Source organism: Halomonas sp. H10-9-1, from assembly GCF_040147005.1.
Lineage (GTDB): Bacteria > Pseudomonadota > Gammaproteobacteria > Pseudomonadales > Halomonadaceae > Halomonas.
The window spans coordinates 115,763-131,770 of sequence record NZ_JAMSHO010000001.1 but is presented as its reverse complement, the minus strand read 5'-3'; the positions used below and the strand labels follow the sequence as shown (position 1 = coordinate 131,770).

Here is a 16,008-nt window from a genome sequence, read left to right as displayed (position 1 = left end):
AATCGAGCTCACTCTTTTTCGGGTCGCTCTCTTTTCCGGGTCACTCTCGCCAGTAGTCATTGGCCGCGGCGACGGTCTGGAAGTGGGTGGCAATCACGTGGGAGGCCGCGATCAGGCTGTCGGGATCCTCCGCATACTCGGGGCGCTGCTCCTTGCGCACCTCGGCATCCGGTTGGGTCGTCGCTACCCCCTTCTGGGAGAGCTTGACCGCCAGGGCGAAGCCCTCCTGGGGTGTCTCGGTGATCAGGCTTGGCAGCCAGGTCTCTTCCGCCGCCGACGCCTCGTGTTCATCCGCACTGACGATGCCACCCAGAGCCAGCGATGTCGCCAGCACCAGGCCAGCGGCGAGCCTCTTCCGGGGAGAAAGCGAGCGGTGGGCAATGGGCATGATAGCCTCCTGATGAGTGCCTCGAACGACAATAGACGCAAAAGAAATGCATCTTTAAAGCTAGTCGAGGAAACGCCGTAGTCAAGCGCACGCCACGCGGTATCGTCAGCGGTGCTCACCTCCACCGGTCCAGCCCCAGTCATCGAACAGCACATAAAGCGCCGGGATGACCAGCAAGACCAGCACCGTCGCGCTCAACAGGCCGAACACCACGGCGATCACCAGCGGCTTGATGGCATCCGCCTGGCTGCTGGTCTCGGCCAGCAGGGGCGCGAGGCCCGCAATGGTGGTGGTGGAGGAGATCAGGATGGCGCGCAGCCGGTCGCGGCAGGCCTGGCCGGCGGCCGCTGCCGCGTCCAGGCCCCGCTCGCGGTGCGTCTTGATGAAGTGGATCAGCAGGATGGCATTGTTGACCACGATGCCGGCCAGCGAGGCAGCGCCGATCAACGAGGGCATGGAGAGATAGTAGCCCATGATCACGTGCCCCCAGATGGCGCCGATGAAGGCCAACGGGATCGAGAGCATGACGATCAGCGGCTCCATGTAGCTGCGGAACTGGAAGGAGAGGATCACGAAGATTCCCACCAGGCCGATCAGCAGACCACGGGCGATGGAGCCGCCGGTCTCCGCGGAGCTGGCCACCTGCCCCTCGAAGGTGATCGCCACTTCGGGGTGGCGCTCCTCGAAGTCGGCCAGCCAGCCACTGCCGACGAGGTCGTCGACGATGGCCTGGCCACTGGCCTGGCGGGCATCCACGTTGGCCTCCACGGTGACGGTGCGCTGCCCGTCGATGCGGGTGATGCGCGCCCACTCGCGGCGCTCGGCCACCTCGGTCACCACCGAAAGCGGCACGCGGCTGCCATCCGGGAGCATCAGGGCCTGGTCGACCAGGTCGTCGAGACCGTCGCGGTCGGCCTCGGCCTGGCGTACCAGCACCTCGATCTCCTGCTCACCAATGCGCTGGGTATCGGCGATCTCGCCGAGCAGGGCGGCGCGCAGCTGGCTTGCCACCTCCTCGGCGGTGAGCCCCAGACCGTGGGCGCCCGGTGCCAGGGAGTAGGTGCGCTGGGGCTTGCCCAGTCGCTGGTCATCCATGACATTGTAGACCGCCGAGTAGCCTTCGAGGCGCGTGACCAGCTCGCGGGCCGCCGCCTTCATGGCCTCGAGATCCTCGCCGGTAAGGCGCACCTCCACGGGCACCCCGGCGGGGCCGAAGCCCGGCTCCTGGATGATCAGGCGCTGCACCCCCGGGATCTCGCCGATCGCCGCGCGCCACTCGCCGGACAGGGTGTCCAGCGTGACCGAACGACGCTCGGCGGTGAGCAGGTCGACACTGACCGTGGCCACGTGGGGCCCCGCCTCCCGGGCGCTGGCGTTGTGGTTGAAGCGCACCTGGATCGCCTCCACCAGCGCCGCGCCCTGGGGCTGCTCGGGAGAGTAGCGGGCGTCGAGCTCACGCAGCGCCGCCTCGATCCGCCCGGCCACCACCTCGGTACGCTCGAGCGGCGTGCCCTGGGGCATCAGCAGGCGCGCCTCCAGCACGTCGCCGTCGATGTCGGGCATCGCCTCGCTGCCCACATGCCCGCCGGCCATGAAGCCGGCGGAGGCCAGCATCACGGCGAGCACCGCTCCCAGCACCGCATGGCGGAAGCGGATCGCCCGGTCGGCCAGCCGCCCCACGCCCTCGCGGAAACGCTCGAAGCCGCGGTCGAAGGCGCTGCGAAAGCGAGAATCATGGCCCTGCTGCAGGTGCCGGATGCTGCCCTTGAGACTGCCCTTGAGACTGCCCTTGAGACTGCCCTTGAGATGGTGGGGCAGGATCCAGAAGGCCTCGACAAGGCTCGCCGCCAGGGCAGCGATCAGCACCACCGGCAGTACCTCAAGCACCGCGCCCAGTTCGCCGGCCAGGAAGGAGAGCGGCACGAAGACCGAGGCGGTGGTCAGAAACGACGACAGCACCCCAGGCAGCACCTGGCGGGTCCCCGCCACTACCGCCTCCAGTGGCGAGGCACTCTCGCCGGCGTGGGCAGCGATGTTGTCGGTGATCACGATGGCGTCGTCCATGACGATGCCGATGGCCATCAGCAGCGCCACCAGGGTGATCATGTTCAGGGAGAGGCCGGCGAGCCCCATCACCAGGAAGGCCCCCATGAAGGCCGCGGGCAGCCCCAGCACCGCCCACAGCGCCAGGCGCGGACGGAAGAACAGGCTCATCACCAGCACCACCAGCGCCAGTCCCATGACACCGTTGCCCACCAGCATCTGCAGGCGGTCGCGGACAATGCTGGTCATGTCCTGGGTCAGGGTCAGCGTGATGCCATCACCGAAGCGGCGGCGCTCGGCCTCGATCAGTCCCTCGAGGCGCTCCTTCACCGTCAGGGAGTCGTCACGCAGGCTCTTGCTCACCTCCAGCACCAGCGCCGGCTCGCCGTTGAAGCGAATCTTCTCCTCCTCGCGCTCACCGGCCTCGGTCAGGCTGGCGATATCGCCCAGGGTCAGCTCGCCGCCGGCCGGGTCGGAGATCACCACCAGGCCCTCGAGCTCGGCAAGCGAGCGGCGCTGGTCGGTGAAGCGCAGCAGGATATCGCGCGCGGGAGTCTCCAGGGTGCCCAGCGGCAGGTCCAGGCTCTGGGCCGAGACCCGCCGCGCCAGCTCGCGGGCCGAGAGGCCGTGCTGGCCGAGCACCTCGCCGGGCACCTCCACCTGCCACTGGCGCTGGGACATGCCGTGGATCGCCACGTCCGCCACGCCGGGCAGCGCCATGATGCGCTCCTCCAGTCGCAGGGCGTACTCCTCGAGCTGGCCGGCGGGCATGTCGGATGCTACCGCCACCGCCGCCACCAGGTCGCTGCGATGCAGTTCGCGCACCACCGGTGGGTCGGCCCGGACCGGAAACTCGCTGATGGCTCCGACCTCGGTGTCGACCTCGCTGAGAAAGCGCAGGGGATCCCCTCCCGCCTGCATGGTGGCGGTGGCACTGGCCAGGTTGTCCTGGGCCACGCAGACGAACTCGTCGAGGAACTCCACGCCCTTCACCGCCTCATGCAGACGGCGACACACGGCGTCTTCCACGTCCGCGGCGCTGGCCCCGCGATAGACCACCTCGACGCCCACCTCGACCGGGCGGTAGTCGGGGAAGGTCTCGCGCTTGAGCGACGGGGCGGTGAAGAGCCCGGCGGCGAGCAGCAGCACCAGCAGCAGGTTGGCGGCGGTGGGGTGGGCAGCGAACCAGCGGATCATGGCTGGGCTTCCCCGTGGCGCTCGCCCAGTGCCTGCCCGGCGATACTCGCCTCCAGGGCCGCATCACGACGTGGGGCGAGGGCCATGCCGGCGATCGCCGCGGGCAGATCATCGACCACCACCCTCTCGCCCGGGGCCAGGCCCGCCGCGATCACCGCCAGGTTGCCCTGCTCGAAGGCCACGCTCACCGCGCGTCGCTCGAGGCGTGCCTCGGCATCCACCAGCCACACCTCGCCCTGGTGCACCGCCGCGGCCGGTATCACCAGCCGAGGCTCAGGGCTGGGCGCGCTGAGCCACGTCCGCACGTACATGTCACGCTGCAGCGGGGGGCGATCCGGCGGCCGGGCATCGCGGTAGGGATGATCGACCCGCACCACGGCGCGTACCGTGCGGGTGGTCGGGTCCAGTCCGCTGGCCACGCGCACCAGTTCCCCCGTCCAGCCCACTCCTTCGGCGCCGGCCAGGAAGAGCTCGGCCTGCACCGCCGAGAAGTCCAGTCGCTCCGCCAGGTCCAGCCCTTCGGCCAGGGCCGGCGCTGCGTCGATAGATGCCGCCGGCATGACCGCGGCCAGCAGGCGGCGCATCATGTCGATGGGAATATGCGCCTCCACCTCGGCTGCGGCCAGGCTCTCGGCCTGGAACAGCCGCTGCCCGGTGCCGACGAACTGGTGCAGCTCTACCTCCACGCTGGCCAGCCGCAGGTCGTAGGGGGCCACGAAGCGGGTGTCGGTGAGGTCGCGCTGGGCCTGGGCCAGGCGCACCACGGCGCGCTCACGCTGAGCCTCGAGCACCTCGCGCCGGGCGGGCAACAGCGTCAGGCTGTTCTCCAGGGCAGCGACCGCCTGGCGCTGCCCCAGTGTGCTGCGGCGCTGCTCGTCGCGTCGTGACCCGGAGACCGAGCCGCTGGATGCCAGGCGCTCGATGCGTGTCAGCTCCTGCTCGGCCAGGGCCAGGGCCTGCTGCTCCAGCGCCATCAGGCGGCGGGTGTTCTCCTCCTCCGCCGCGAGCTGAGCCAACTCGCCGGCCAGGCTGGCCAGCTCCGCCTCGGCCTCGGCGATGGCCAGCTCATAGCGGCTGGGATCCAGTGCCACCAGCAGGGTGCCCTCGGGCAGCAGGGTGCCACTCTCCAGTTGCGGGTGGCGCTCGACGACGCGCCCCGCCACGCTGGCTACCGCCTGCCAGGTCTCGGCGGGACGCGCCACGCCGTGTCCGCGCGCCTCCAGACGCACATCCAGAGGCTGGACCTCGACGATCCTGACCGGGGTGGCGAATGCCACCGCCTCCTGGCGCTCGGGGGCCTGCCGGTTGGCCACGAAGAAGACCAGCAGCGCCGCGCCCGCGACGACGCCGATCAGCACCGCCAACCCCCGCCCCAATCGCCGTATCGTGGGCCTCATGCGCCACCTCCCGCGCCTGAGCGTATGCCGTGCCGGTAGAGCTCGAAGGCCGCCGGCGCCCGGTCGACGATGCCCGCGACGTCATCGGCGATCAGCGACTGCAACACCAGCCCCTGGACGCAGCCGATGAACTGGGTCGCCGCCGCATCCAGGTCGAGCCCCGGGCGCAGTTGCCCGCGACGCCCGGCCTCCTCGAGCAGGCCCAGCAGGCGGCGCCGGTAGCGCTCCAGCAGCTCGCGCACCAGGCGCCCGGCGGCGGTGGGCCGCGGATGCTGCAACTGGCCCATCAACAGCCGCGGCACCCCCGGATGCTCGGCGATGAAGGCCACATGGGCCAGGAACATCGCCCTCAGGGCAAGCAGGGGGTCATCGACGCCTTCGGCGGCGGTGGCGACCCGCGCCATCACCCGCTCGGCGATCCAGGCCACCGTCGCCTCCCAGATCGCCTCCTTGCTGGGGAAGTGGCGAAACAGCGCCCCCTGGGTCACGCCCATGCGGCGGGCGATACGCCCCGTGGTCAGGGTGGCGGGCTCCTCGCGGCCGCAAAGCTCGATGACGGCCTCCACGGTACGCTCCCGACGCTCGTCGGCGGGGAGATGCTGACGCTGCGACATGCTCGAGCCTCTAAAGATAGTAATTGGTTACTATCCTAGGCGTGAACCCTCCTCTCTGCCAGGCGTGATTAGCATACTTCTGATCACGATCAAGTTAGCCGAGAAAGCGACTGAAAATCCGGACAACAAGAAACCGGATGACAATATAACTTATTGAAAATAAATGAATAGATTGAAAAAAGAGACTAACGTTAAGGGAAGCTCGTTCGGAGATCCGCCATGTCCCAGTCGCAATCGCCACACTACGGTCCCGCCACCCTGGCCATACATGGCCAGCAGCAACGCGATGCCTTCGGCAGCCCCCACATGCCGATCTACGACACCACCACCTTCGCCTTCCCGGATACCGCCGCCCTGCTGGAGGTAGCCGAAGGACGTCGGCGAGGCCCTCTCTACTCCCGCTATGGCCATAACCCCACGATATTTGCCCTTGAAGAGACACTGGCCGCGCTGGAGGGTGCCGAGGCGGCATGGGCCTTCTCGTCCGGCATGGCCGCCATCAGCACCCTGTTCCTGAGCCACGGCCGTCGCGGTATCGCCTGCCTGGGCGAGGTATATGGCGGCACCCTGGGCCTGCTCGAGCAGCAGCTTCCCGAACTGGGCATCGAGACACATTTCATGCTCGAGGGGTACGCCCCCGACGCCCTGGAAAGGCTGCTGGCGTCGGGCATCGGGCTGGTCTATCTGGAGACACCGACCAACCCGACACTGCGCCTGATCGACATCGCGGCAGTGGCCGAGCAGGCCCATCGCCACGGCGCCCTGGTGGCGGTGGACGGCACCTTCGCCACCCCGATCAACCAGCGGCCGCTGGCGCTAGGCGCCGACCTGGTGGTACACAGCGCCACCAAGTACCTGGGTGGACACAGTGACCTCACGGCCGGTGCCGTCATGGGGTCGGCCGAGTTGCTCGCCCCACTGTGGCGCTGGCGACAGAATCTGGGCAGCGTGCTATCTCCTCAGGTGGCGTCACTGCTGTCGCGCAGCCTGCGTACCCTGCCGCTGCGCATGCAACGCCACAACGCTTCGGCCCAGAGCCTCGCCGAGGCGCTGCGGGAACACCCCGCCATCGAGCGGGTTCTTTATCCCGGTCTTGACTCACACCCCGGTCATGCCCTGGCGCAGCGCCAGATGAGTGGCTTCGGCGGCATGCTCACCCTGGAGATTACCGGCGGGCGCGATGCCGCCACAGGCGTCGCCGACCGACTGGAACTCTTCACCCTGGCCCCCAGCCTCGGTGGCGCCGAAAGCCTGGTCACTCAGCCCTGTACCACCTCCCATGCAGAACTCACCGCCGAGGCGCGGCAACGGCGCGGCATCACCGACAGCATGTTGCGCCTATCGATCGGCCTGGAGGATGTCGAAGACCTGCTGAATGACCTGAAACGCGCCCTGGCTCCCCTCGAATCAGGCCGATGCTGAAGCGTCTTGCGCACGGCGCCGGTATCATCGACCGCGCCGCGGCCGAGCTCTTTCCGGGCTACTTCGCGGTGATCATGGCCACCGGCGCCACCTCCATCGCCTGCCATCTGCTGGGGCTGACGCTGGTATCCTGGGCACTGCTGGGCGCCAACCTGCTGGCTTATATTGCACTGTGGTTGCTGACCCTGATCCGCCTGGTGCGCTACCCCGAACGCCTGGCCGGCGACATGGTCGACCACGCCCGCGGGCCCGGCTTCTTCACCATCGTCGCCGGGACCTGCATCCTTGGCACCCAGTTTCATATCGTAGCCGACAGCGACGCCATCGCCGCCGAATTCTGGTGGGTGGGCCTGACGCTGTGGGGCCTCATCATGTACCTGTTCTTCATCGCCGTGACGACGCGTGCCGAGAAGCCCAACCTCACTTCAGGCATCAACGGTGCCTGGCTGCTGGCAGCGGTCAGCACCCACTCGGTATCGATTCTCACCGCGCTGCTGCCCTGGGAAGGACCGGCCGACCTGCGCCTGTTCTTTGCGCTGTGCATGTTCCTGATCGGTTGCATGCTCTATCTGGCGATCATCACCCTGATCTTCTATCGCCTCACTTTCCTCAAGGTGACGGTAGAGAACCTGACCCCGCCCTACTGGATCAACATGGGGGCGGTGGCGATCGCTACCCTCGCGGGTTCGACGCTGATCCTGCGGGCCGGCGAAGGTGGGATAATCGCCGACTTCCAGCCATTCCTGCTCGGGTTCACCGTGTTCTTCTGGGCCACCGCCAGCTGGTGGTTTCCCCTGCTGGTGGGACTGATGCTCTGGCGTCACTTGATCCACCGCCATCGCATCGCCTATGAGCCCCAACTGTGGAGCATGGTCTTCCCGCTGGCCATGTACACCACCGGCACCCTGCGCCTCTCGGCGGCTCTCGACATGCCCTTCCTGATGCGCATTCCCGAACTGCTGATCTGGCTGGTACTGCTTGCCTGGGGCGTCACCAGTGCGGGAATGTTCCACCATCTCTGGCGGCTGGCCCGGGCGTCACGGGCCTGAGACCTACTTGAGCCCCAGCCGCCTGGCCAGCTTGTGCAGGTTGCTGGGATCGAGCTCCAGGCGCCGAGCGGCCGCCGCCCAGCGACCGTTGCAGGCCGCCAGGGCGTCACGGATCGCCCGTCGCTGGGCCCACTCCACGCACTCACGCAGGCTCGCTGCGCCACCCTCATCGGCGTACTCCATCTGCAGGGTGCGGCTCCCTTTCCCTTCGGGGACGGGCAGGTCGAGCCAGGCCGGCGCCAGGGTGATGATCTCGTCGCGACGTGCACCCTGGCTCAAGGCCTTGATCGCCGCGCGGCTGATTACATGCTCCAGTTCACGAACGTTGCCCGGCCAGGCGTAGGCCAGCAGCGCCTCCTCGGCCGCGGGGGAGAAACGCAGGCTGCGCACGCCGAGTCGGGTACGGTTGATCTCCAGGAAGTGGCCGGCCAGCACCAGCACGTCACTGCCCCGCTCGCGCAGCGGCGGGATGACCACCGGGTAGACCGACAGGCGGTGGTAGAGGTCGGCACGAAAGCTGCCCTCGCGCACCGCCTCGGCCAGCTGCCGGTTGGTGGCGGCGATGATGCGCACGTCGACACGCCGCGGGATGTCCTCGCCCAGGCGCTGCACCTCGCCCTCCTGCAGGGCGCGCAACAGCTTGGCCTGGACCGGCAGCGACAGCTCGCCTACCTCGTCGAGCAGCAGGGTGCCACCGTCGGCGGCCTCGAACCGCCCCGCGCGCTCGGCGGTGGCGCCGGAGAAGGCCCCCTTCACATGACCGAACAGCTCGCTCTCGGCCAGGGACTCCGGCAGGGCGGCGCAGTTGACCTGCACCAGCGGCGCGGCGTGGCGGGCGGAGCGACGATGGAGACGGCGTGCAAAGAGCTCCTTGCCCACCCCGGTCTCGCCGCTGAGCAGCACCGGCAGGTCCGATGCGGCCACCACATCGAGCTCACGCAGCAGCCGCTGGAGTTCCGCACTGTGGCCGAGGATATCGCGCGCCTCGGGGGCCGCCAGCGGCAGGCCGCTCTCCTGCTGGGACATGCGCAGGGCCCGCAGGTCACGCTCCAGGCGGCTGACCCGCACCGCCGCCTCGACCAGCAGCGCATAGCGCTCCAGGGCCGCCCGGTCGGTGGCATCGAAGGTCCCCGCTTCGAGCGCATCCAGGGTCAGAGCTCCCCAGGGTTCGCCCTCCACGTGCAGGCTGATACCCATGCAGTCGTGGACATGCAGCGGCTGTCCGGGCTGCTGCTCCACCAGCCCATCATAGGGATCGGGCAGGTCGGCATCGGGCGGGAAGAGGGTCGTGCGCCGACTGGTGAGGATAGTGGCCAGGCGTGGATGCTGGGCCACCTCGAAGCGCCGTCCCAGCGCCTCGCGCACCAGGCCGTCTACGGCCAGCGGAACCAGGGCGCCCTCCTCCAGGCGCAGCAGGCAGACGGCGCCGCAGCGAAAACCTTCGCGCAGGGTCCGCACCAGGCGCTGCAGGCGCACCGCGCTGGGCAGGTCGGCGACCAGGTCAGCCAGCAGGGTCTCGTCGAGCATGGTGATATTCACCTTGAAGGGTTCAATCTACCCTAAACGATCCGGGTATTTTTCACCAGAATGGCCTCGATACCCGGCAAAACAGGCCGTCAGGAACTGGCATGCCACTTGCTTGTGATGAGGTACCACCCTTTTCTGCCATCATCCGACCAAGGAGCTCCTGCCATGAGCCTGATCGAACAGACCGTCGGCCGCACCGCCCTCACCCTGCCCGGCGCCACCCGGGTGTTCCGCGACCACAATATCGACTTCTGCTGCGGCGGCCGCATCAGCCTGCGCGAGGCCGCCGAGCGCGTCGGCCTGGCCCCAGAGGCGCTGGTGGACGCGCTCGAGGCGCTGCCCGCCGGCGCAAGCGACGAACGCGACTGGCAGTCCGCCAGCAACGACGAGCTCATCGACCATATCCTGACCCGCTACCACGATGTCCACCGTCAGCAGCTGCCCGAACTGGTGCGCATGGCGCGTCGCGTCGAGCAGGTCCACGGCGAGCGTGACACCTGCCCCAACGGCCTGGCCGACCTGCTCACCACGATCTACCAGGAGATGGAGAGCCACATGCAGAAGGAGGAGCAGATCCTCTTTCCGATGCTGCGCCGGGGCATGGGCGCCCAGGCCCAGGGACCCATCGCGGTAATGCGCCACGAGCACGACGACCACGGCGAACACCTCGAACAGCTGGCGGCGCTGACCGACGACATCACTCCGCCCAAGGGCGCCTGCACCACCTGGCGTGCCCTCTATACCGGGCTGCGCGAGTTCCGCGACGACCTGATGCAGCACATCCATCTGGAGAACAACCTGCTGTTCGAACGCGCCGGCTGAATCCAGTTCGGCGCCCAATCATGACGCACCGTCGCCCGACGGTGCGTCAGGGAGGCCACCATGAAAGCCATCATTCTGGAGCGCCTGCATGCCGACCACCATCGCTACGCGGCGCTGCTCTGCATCCTCGACCGCCAGCTGCATATCGCCGCCTGCGAGGAGGTCCCCGACTATCGACTGCTGGCCAGGCTCTGCCACTACCTGACCCACCAGCCCGAGGAGTGGCACCATCCGGTGGAGGAGGCCCTCTTCGCCCGCCTCGCCGGCTGCCATGCACAGAGCGCCGAGCTGCTCGCGGTGCTCTCCGAGGAGCACCGGCGGATCACCCGCGATGGAAACGAGCTCGAGGCGACCTTCCGCCGACAGGCAAATGAGATGCCGGAGGCCGAGCTCGACCCCGGCCGACTCAACCTGGCTCGCGGCTTCAGCGAGCTCTATCACCATCACTTGTACAGCGAGAATCGGCATATCTACCCGCTGATCGAGCGCTGCCTGCAGGCCGCTGAACTGGATGAGCTGGCGCCCTCTCCTTCGCTGGCCAGTCCCTCCGAGGGAAGCCCCAGCTTCCAGCTGCTGTACCGGCAGATTGCCGACCACCGCACGGGACTACGCCTGGGTCACGGCGAGCAGGCCGACTTTTGTCCGCTCTGCGACGCCAGAGCCGACTACGCCTCCTTATGACCCGCGTCAAAAGGCCAGGCGGGATAGTCGACTAGCATGGTCGGGATTCCCACGACAGGAGGCTCACCATGGAGCTCGTCTGCCCCGCCGGCAACCTGCCCGCCCTGAAGCGCGCCGTGGATGAAGGGGCCGATGCCGTCTACTTCGGCTTTCAGAACACCACCAACGCCCGCCAGTTCGCCGGCCTCAACTTCACCGACAAGCGTGCCAGGGAGGGCATCGACTACGCCCACGCCCGCGGCAAGAAGGTGTTCTGCGCCATCAACACCTATCCCCAGCCGGATGGCTGGGCGATGTGGACCCGCGCCGTGGACCAGGCCGCGGATCTTGGCGTCGATGCCCTGATCATGGCCGACATGGGGCTGCTCGACTACGCCGCCCGCCGCCACCCCGACCTCGCCCGCCATCTCTCGGTGCAGGGCTCGGCCACCAGCCACGAGGCGCTGCGCTTCTATCACGACCAGTTCGGCATCAAGCGCGCCGTACTGCCCCGGGTGCTCTCCATCACCCAGGTGCGCGACCTGGCCAAGCAGAGCCCCGTGGAGCTCGAGGTATTCGCCTTCGGCAGCCTGTGCATCATGGCCGAGGGGCGCTGCTACCTGTCGTCGTATCTCACCGGTGAATCGCCCAACACTCGCGGCGTCTGCTCGCCGGCGGCCCATGTGCGCTGGGAGGAGACCCCGGAGGGCCTGGAGTCACGCCTCAACGGCGTGCTGATCGACCGCTACGGCGAGGGCGAGAACGCCGGCTACCCCACCCTGTGCAAGGGGCGCTTCGAGGTGGGCGGCGAGACCTACCACGCCATCGAGGAGCCCACCAGCCTCAACACCCTGGAGCTGCTGCCGGAGCTCAAGGAACTGGGCATCGCGGCCGTCAAGATCGAGGGGCGCCAGCGCAGCCCGGCCTATGTATCAAAGGTCGCCGGCATCTGGCGCCAGGCCCTGGATCGCCTGGCGCGGGCCCCGGGCCGCTTTCATACCGAACCCGCCTGGATGACCGGCCTCGGCGAGGTCTCCGAAGGCAGCACCACCACCCTGGGCGCCTACGAGCGCCGCTGGAAATAGGAGAGAGCCCATGTCCGCTACCCCCACGCTCCAGCTGTCGCTCGGCCCGGTGCTCTTCTACTGGACCCGCGAGCACTACGCCGACTTCTATCGCGAGGCCGCCGACTGGCCGGTGGAGATCGTCCACCTGGGCGAGTCGGTCTGCTCGCGGCGCCGCGACATGAAGCTCGACGACTGGCTTGGCATCGGCCGCGAGCTGACCCAGAGCGGCAAGCAGGTGGTGCTCTCGAGCCAGACCCTGATCGAGTCCGAGGCCGACCTGCGCGACCTGCGCAAGCTGTGCGACAACGGCGAGTTCCTGGTCGAGGCCAATGACCAGAGCGCCCTGCAACGCCTCTCGGCCGCGGGCCAGCCCTTCGTGGCCGGTGCCGCTCTCAACCTCTACAACCCGGCCACCCTTGCCGTGCTCTCCCGCGCCGGCATGCAGCGCTGGCAGGCACCCGTGGAGATGTCCCGGGACGACCTCGCCCGCCTGCTGGAGGACTGCAGCGAGCAGGGGATCGAGGCCCCCTGCGAGGTGTTTGCCTACGGCCACCTGCCGCTGGCCTGGTCATCGCGCTGCTTCACCGCGCGGCGCTACCAGAAACCCAAGGACCGCTGCCAGTTCGTCTGCCAGAAACATCCGGAGGGCCTGGCCCTGCGCTCCCAGGAGTCCCAGCAGGTATTCACCCTGAACGGCATCCAGACCCTCTCCGGGGCCTGTCAGGACCTGCGCCATGCGGTTCTCGACATGGCCGAGATGGGCGTCGGCATCGCCCGCCTGAGCCCGCGACCGGAGGGCATGGCCGAGGTGGTCAGCGCCTTCGATGCGGCCCGCCGCGGCAAGCTGCCCGCTCCCGATCCGCTCAGCCTGGTCGACGCCGAGATCTGCGACGGCTACTGGCACGGCCGTCCCGGCATGGACCACAGCCGGACCGTCGGCCTGGGGTAAGGGCCATGATCCCGCTGCAGGATGCCCTCGCCGACCCGGTTCGCCTGCCCGTCGCCGGTTTCGACGCCCGCGACGACCACGCCTTCCCCGGCCGGCGAGCGGCGGTCGTCTATCTCCAGGGCTGTCCACTGGCCTGCGGCTACTGCGAGACGGCGAGCAGCATGGGGCCGGCACGCCGCCCGGCGGCCGGCGAATGGCCGGCCATCGAGGCCTTGATTGCCACCCGGGTCGGCGAGATCGACGCGGTGGTGTTCAGCGGCGGCGAGCCTACCCTTCACGCCGACCTCGCGGCCGCCGCCGACGCCTGCCAGGCACTGGGACTGGCGGTCGGGCTGCACACCGCCGGCCCCTATCCCGCCCGCCTGGAACGGCTGCTGCCGCGGCTCGACTGGGTCGCACTGGACACCAAGGGGCGCGGCGCCGACTTCGACCGTATCGGCGGCCGGCCCGGCATCTGGCGCCAGCATGCGCTCAGCTTGTCGCTGCTGCTGGAGGCCGGGGTACCCTTCGAGTGCCGTACCACCGTGCACTGGCGCGACTTCACCCTCGACGATCTCGAGCAGCTGGCGATGACCCTCTCCGACTGCGGCGTGCGCCGCTACGCCATCCAGTTGGCCCGCCTGGAGCGTTGCCTGGATCCCGCCTACCGCGAGGCGCTCGACGACGCCCCGCCGCGCGAGGCGCTGGAGACCCTGGTGCGCCGCCTGAAGCCCCACTTCGCCTCCGTCGAGCTGCGCGGCTAGCCCGGATGTTGCACCGGGCCGACCAGACGCTCCCAGATCTCAGGCTCGGTGAAGACGATGGCGCTACGGGCTTGAGATTGGCTATTTATTGATCAATTTTCTGCGCTCAGGACGCACTGCCCCCAACCCCCATGTGTTTTCTGTGCCGGGGACAGCACGCCGCGGCGCTATCCGGGCACCAGCTTGTTGGCCAGCTTCAGGAAGAGGTCCTGCTCCGGGTACTGGCTGCTCAACATCAGCCGAATCGTGCGCGTGTTGCGGGTGATGACAGCGCCGATCTTCAGCAGCTTCAGGCGGAGGGTGTTGACCTGGGCCTGGGCGAAGGCGGTGCGCCTGAGGTAAATCCGGCGTAGCCGCTCCAGCAGCAGGTAGGCCAACCCCGACAGCAGCAGTCGGTACTGGTTGGGCCACCATTCGTGGCAGCTGGTGCGGTCGGAGAACAGGAACTGCTGCTCCTTGATGCGGTTCTCCATCTCGCCCCGGGCACAGTAGCGGTGGTCATAGAGCCACTCGGCGCTGCAGCCGCGCAGGCTGGTGACCACATAGCGGGTGTTGAAGCCACGCCGGCTGGTCTCGGACTTGACGATGACCTTTCGTCGACGCTCCTTCCAGCTCTTGGCAGCGTACTCGATGAAGCCGAAGACACGCTCCTTCTCCCAACTCTTCTCGAAGCGGATAGCCGACGTGTAGTCGATGTCCAGAGCCAGCTTGGCCAAGCGCTTGTTGCCGGCGAGGCCGATGATGTAATCGACGCCGTGGCGGTCACACCAGTTGAGGATCAGTGGACGGCAGAAGCCGCTGTCGCCTCGGAAGACGATCTTCACCTCAGGCCACGCCTGGCGCAGCCGCCGAACCAACAGGGCGAGGATGGCACCGGCGTGGTGAGCGGCATCCAGCGAGGCCGGACGCAGATAGCTGACCAGCAGCTGGTCGCCACAGAATACGAACAGCGGCAGGAAGATGTAGTGGTTGTAGTAGCCGTTGAAGTGCCGCCCGAGCTGCTGGCCATGCACCCGATCGTCGGTGGCATCGAAGTCGAGGTAGAGCGGCTTCTTGGGTGGCCGCCGGAACGAGCGGATGAACTGCCCGATCATCTCCTCGTGGATGGTAGCCGCCCAGTCCCGATCGGCCTGCTGCTCGAAGCGACACAAGGTGGACTGGCTGGCCAGCACGCCATCGGTATCGACGGCGGTCTGCAAGGCGATGTCGTGACGCAGGGCCTGGTGGTCATTGAGGTCCTCATAGCCCAGCGCCAGGCCGAAAACGCGCTGCCGGACCAGGGTTTCGGTGCGATGCAGGCAGCGTTGAGGATCGCGGTCATCACTCAGCCGGCGAGCGATAGCGCGGGTCAGGCCCATCTCGCGGTCGAGCTGCCGCAGCAGCAGGATGCCACCGTCAGAGGTGACCTCGCCGCCATCGAAGCTGGCGGTGATCTGACGGCCTTTGCAGCGTGGAAAGGAAGTGGACGGCGTGGTACATTTTGTCATGGCGGCTGTAGCGGTTGATTCTGGATTAGGCCCTTGAATCATAACCGATTTTCAGCCGCCTTTTTCATGTCTGATGCAATATCCAGGCTAGGCGCTCGACGGTCATGCGGGCAGACGCACGCTGGCCGCAAAGCCGTCCGCACGCCCCGGCACGGGAGACGCCAGCACCAGCTCGGGCACCACCGCGCCCCCATTGATCACGCGCAGTTCGCCATCGCTCGACACGATCACCTCGACGGGACGCTCCGGGCAGCCATGCTTCAGGGCATTTTCGACCAGGTAGCGAAGCAGAATCGCCAACGCATCCGGATCGATCGAGGAGACGATGCGCGCCTCCCCCGGCAGCGACAGCTCGAGGCGCGCCGGATGGGTGCGACGCAACTCGTCGACGACATGGGTGATGACCCCACGCACGTCCTGGGGCGTCTCGGCCAGCAGCCCACCGCTCTCGGCCTTGGCCAGCTGCAGCAGCTTTTCCGACAGCCGCAAGAGCGCGTGCAACGCCTCCTCGATGCGGGTCGCGCGGTCGCGGAGCGGGCCCGGTGGCGCCTCGTGGCGCAGCCGCTGTGCCTGGGCCAGGGCCGCGGCCACGGGCGTGCGCAGCTCATGGGCGCTGTTGGCGCGCGAGCCTGGCACTGACACA

Annotated in this window: 14 protein-coding genes; 7 read left to right on the top strand and 7 right to left on the bottom strand. The window is 68.1% G+C overall.

Annotated elements, in window-relative coordinates; translation table 11 throughout:
* Positions 1 to 40 precede the first annotated feature (40 nt).
* From NFH66_RS00630 to NFH66_RS00615, 4 genes are all read right to left on the bottom strand, one after another.
* Positions 41 to 388 carry a hexameric tyrosine-coordinated heme protein gene (locus NFH66_RS00630; RefSeq protein ID WP_349607506.1) on the bottom strand — a complete coding sequence of 116 codons (348 nt, stop codon included), beginning with the start codon at positions 386 to 388 and terminating at the stop codon, positions 41 to 43.
* A gap of 105 nt (positions 389 to 493) precedes the next feature.
* Positions 494 to 3,628 (bottom strand): efflux RND transporter permease subunit, encoded by a 3,135-nt coding sequence (locus NFH66_RS00625; RefSeq protein ID WP_349607505.1) that lies wholly within the window; start codon positions 3,626 to 3,628, stop codon positions 494 to 496.
* A complete protein-coding gene (locus tag NFH66_RS00620; protein ID WP_349607504.1) occupies positions 3,625 to 5,025 on the bottom strand; it encodes an efflux RND transporter periplasmic adaptor subunit in 1,401 nt (466 codons plus the stop codon). Before NFH66_RS00620 ends, NFH66_RS00625 begins: the two co-directional genes overlap by 4 nt.
* The gene (locus NFH66_RS00615) at positions 5,022 to 5,639 is read right to left on the bottom strand and encodes a TetR/AcrR family transcriptional regulator (protein ID WP_349607503.1); all 618 of its coding nucleotides are present in this window, start codon (positions 5,637 to 5,639) and stop codon (positions 5,022 to 5,024) included. Before NFH66_RS00615 ends, NFH66_RS00620 begins: the two co-directional genes overlap by 4 nt.
* Before the next feature lie 219 nt (positions 5,640 to 5,858).
* Between NFH66_RS00615 and NFH66_RS00610 the strand changes: the two genes are divergently transcribed.
* Together NFH66_RS00610 and NFH66_RS00605 are read left to right on the top strand one after the other, a co-directional pair.
* Positions 5,859 to 7,061 carry a trans-sulfuration enzyme family protein gene (locus NFH66_RS00610; RefSeq protein ID WP_232911867.1) on the top strand — a complete coding sequence of 401 codons (1,203 nt, stop codon included), beginning with the start codon at positions 5,859 to 5,861 and terminating at the stop codon, positions 7,059 to 7,061.
* A complete protein-coding gene (locus tag NFH66_RS00605) occupies positions 7,055 to 8,110 on the top strand; it encodes a tellurite resistance/C4-dicarboxylate transporter family protein (protein ID WP_349607502.1) in 1,056 nt (351 codons plus the stop codon). The genes NFH66_RS00610 and NFH66_RS00605 overlap by 7 nt, the downstream gene beginning before the upstream one ends.
* 3 nt (positions 8,111 to 8,113) lie before the next feature.
* Here NFH66_RS00605 and norR read toward each other — a convergent pair whose 3' ends face one another.
* The gene (gene norR / locus NFH66_RS00600; protein WP_349607501.1) at positions 8,114 to 9,637 is read right to left on the bottom strand and encodes a nitric oxide reductase transcriptional regulator NorR; all 1,524 of its coding nucleotides are present in this window, start codon (positions 9,635 to 9,637) and stop codon (positions 8,114 to 8,116) included.
* A gap of 165 nt (positions 9,638 to 9,802) precedes the next feature.
* Between norR and ytfE the strand changes: the two genes are divergently transcribed.
* The 5 genes from ytfE to NFH66_RS00575 all read left to right on the top strand — a co-directional run bounded on the left by ytfE (position 9,803) and on the right by NFH66_RS00575 (position 13,878).
* A complete protein-coding gene (gene ytfE / locus NFH66_RS00595; RefSeq protein ID WP_349607500.1) occupies positions 9,803 to 10,459 on the top strand; it encodes an iron-sulfur cluster repair protein YtfE in 657 nt (218 codons plus the stop codon).
* A 60-nt stretch (positions 10,460 to 10,519) separates the two neighbouring features.
* The gene (locus NFH66_RS00590) at positions 10,520 to 11,140 is read left to right on the top strand and encodes a hemerythrin domain-containing protein (RefSeq protein WP_349607499.1); all 621 of its coding nucleotides are present in this window, start codon (positions 10,520 to 10,522) and stop codon (positions 11,138 to 11,140) included.
* 68 nt (positions 11,141 to 11,208) lie between these two features.
* Positions 11,209 to 12,204, top strand: a complete 996-nt coding sequence (gene ubiU / locus NFH66_RS00585; protein WP_349607498.1) for a ubiquinone anaerobic biosynthesis protein UbiU — start codon at positions 11,209 to 11,211, stop codon at positions 12,202 to 12,204.
* 10 nt (positions 12,205 to 12,214) lie between these two features.
* Entirely contained in the window at positions 12,215 to 13,135 is a 921-nt protein-coding gene (locus tag NFH66_RS00580; protein ID WP_349607497.1) for a U32 family peptidase, read from the top strand.
* A gap of 5 nt (positions 13,136 to 13,140) precedes the next feature.
* Positions 13,141 to 13,878, top strand: coding sequence for an anaerobic ribonucleoside-triphosphate reductase activating protein (locus tag NFH66_RS00575; RefSeq protein WP_349607495.1), 738 nt, complete (start codon positions 13,141 to 13,143; stop codon positions 13,876 to 13,878).
* A 167-nt stretch (positions 13,879 to 14,045) separates the two neighbouring features.
* Here the strand turns inward: NFH66_RS00575 and NFH66_RS00570 are convergent, their stop codons facing one another.
* Both NFH66_RS00570 and NFH66_RS00565 read right to left on the bottom strand, forming a co-directional pair.
* On the bottom strand, positions 14,046 to 15,365 hold the full coding sequence (locus NFH66_RS00570) for an IS1380 family transposase (protein WP_349607494.1): 1,320 nt from the start codon (positions 15,363 to 15,365) through the stop codon (positions 14,046 to 14,048).
* Positions 15,366 to 15,467: 102 nt separating this feature from the next.
* The gene (locus NFH66_RS00565; protein ID WP_349607493.1) at positions 15,468 to 16,007 is read right to left on the bottom strand and encodes a sensor histidine kinase; all 540 of its coding nucleotides are present in this window, start codon (positions 16,005 to 16,007) and stop codon (positions 15,468 to 15,470) included.
* Position 16,008: the final 1 nt, after the last annotated feature.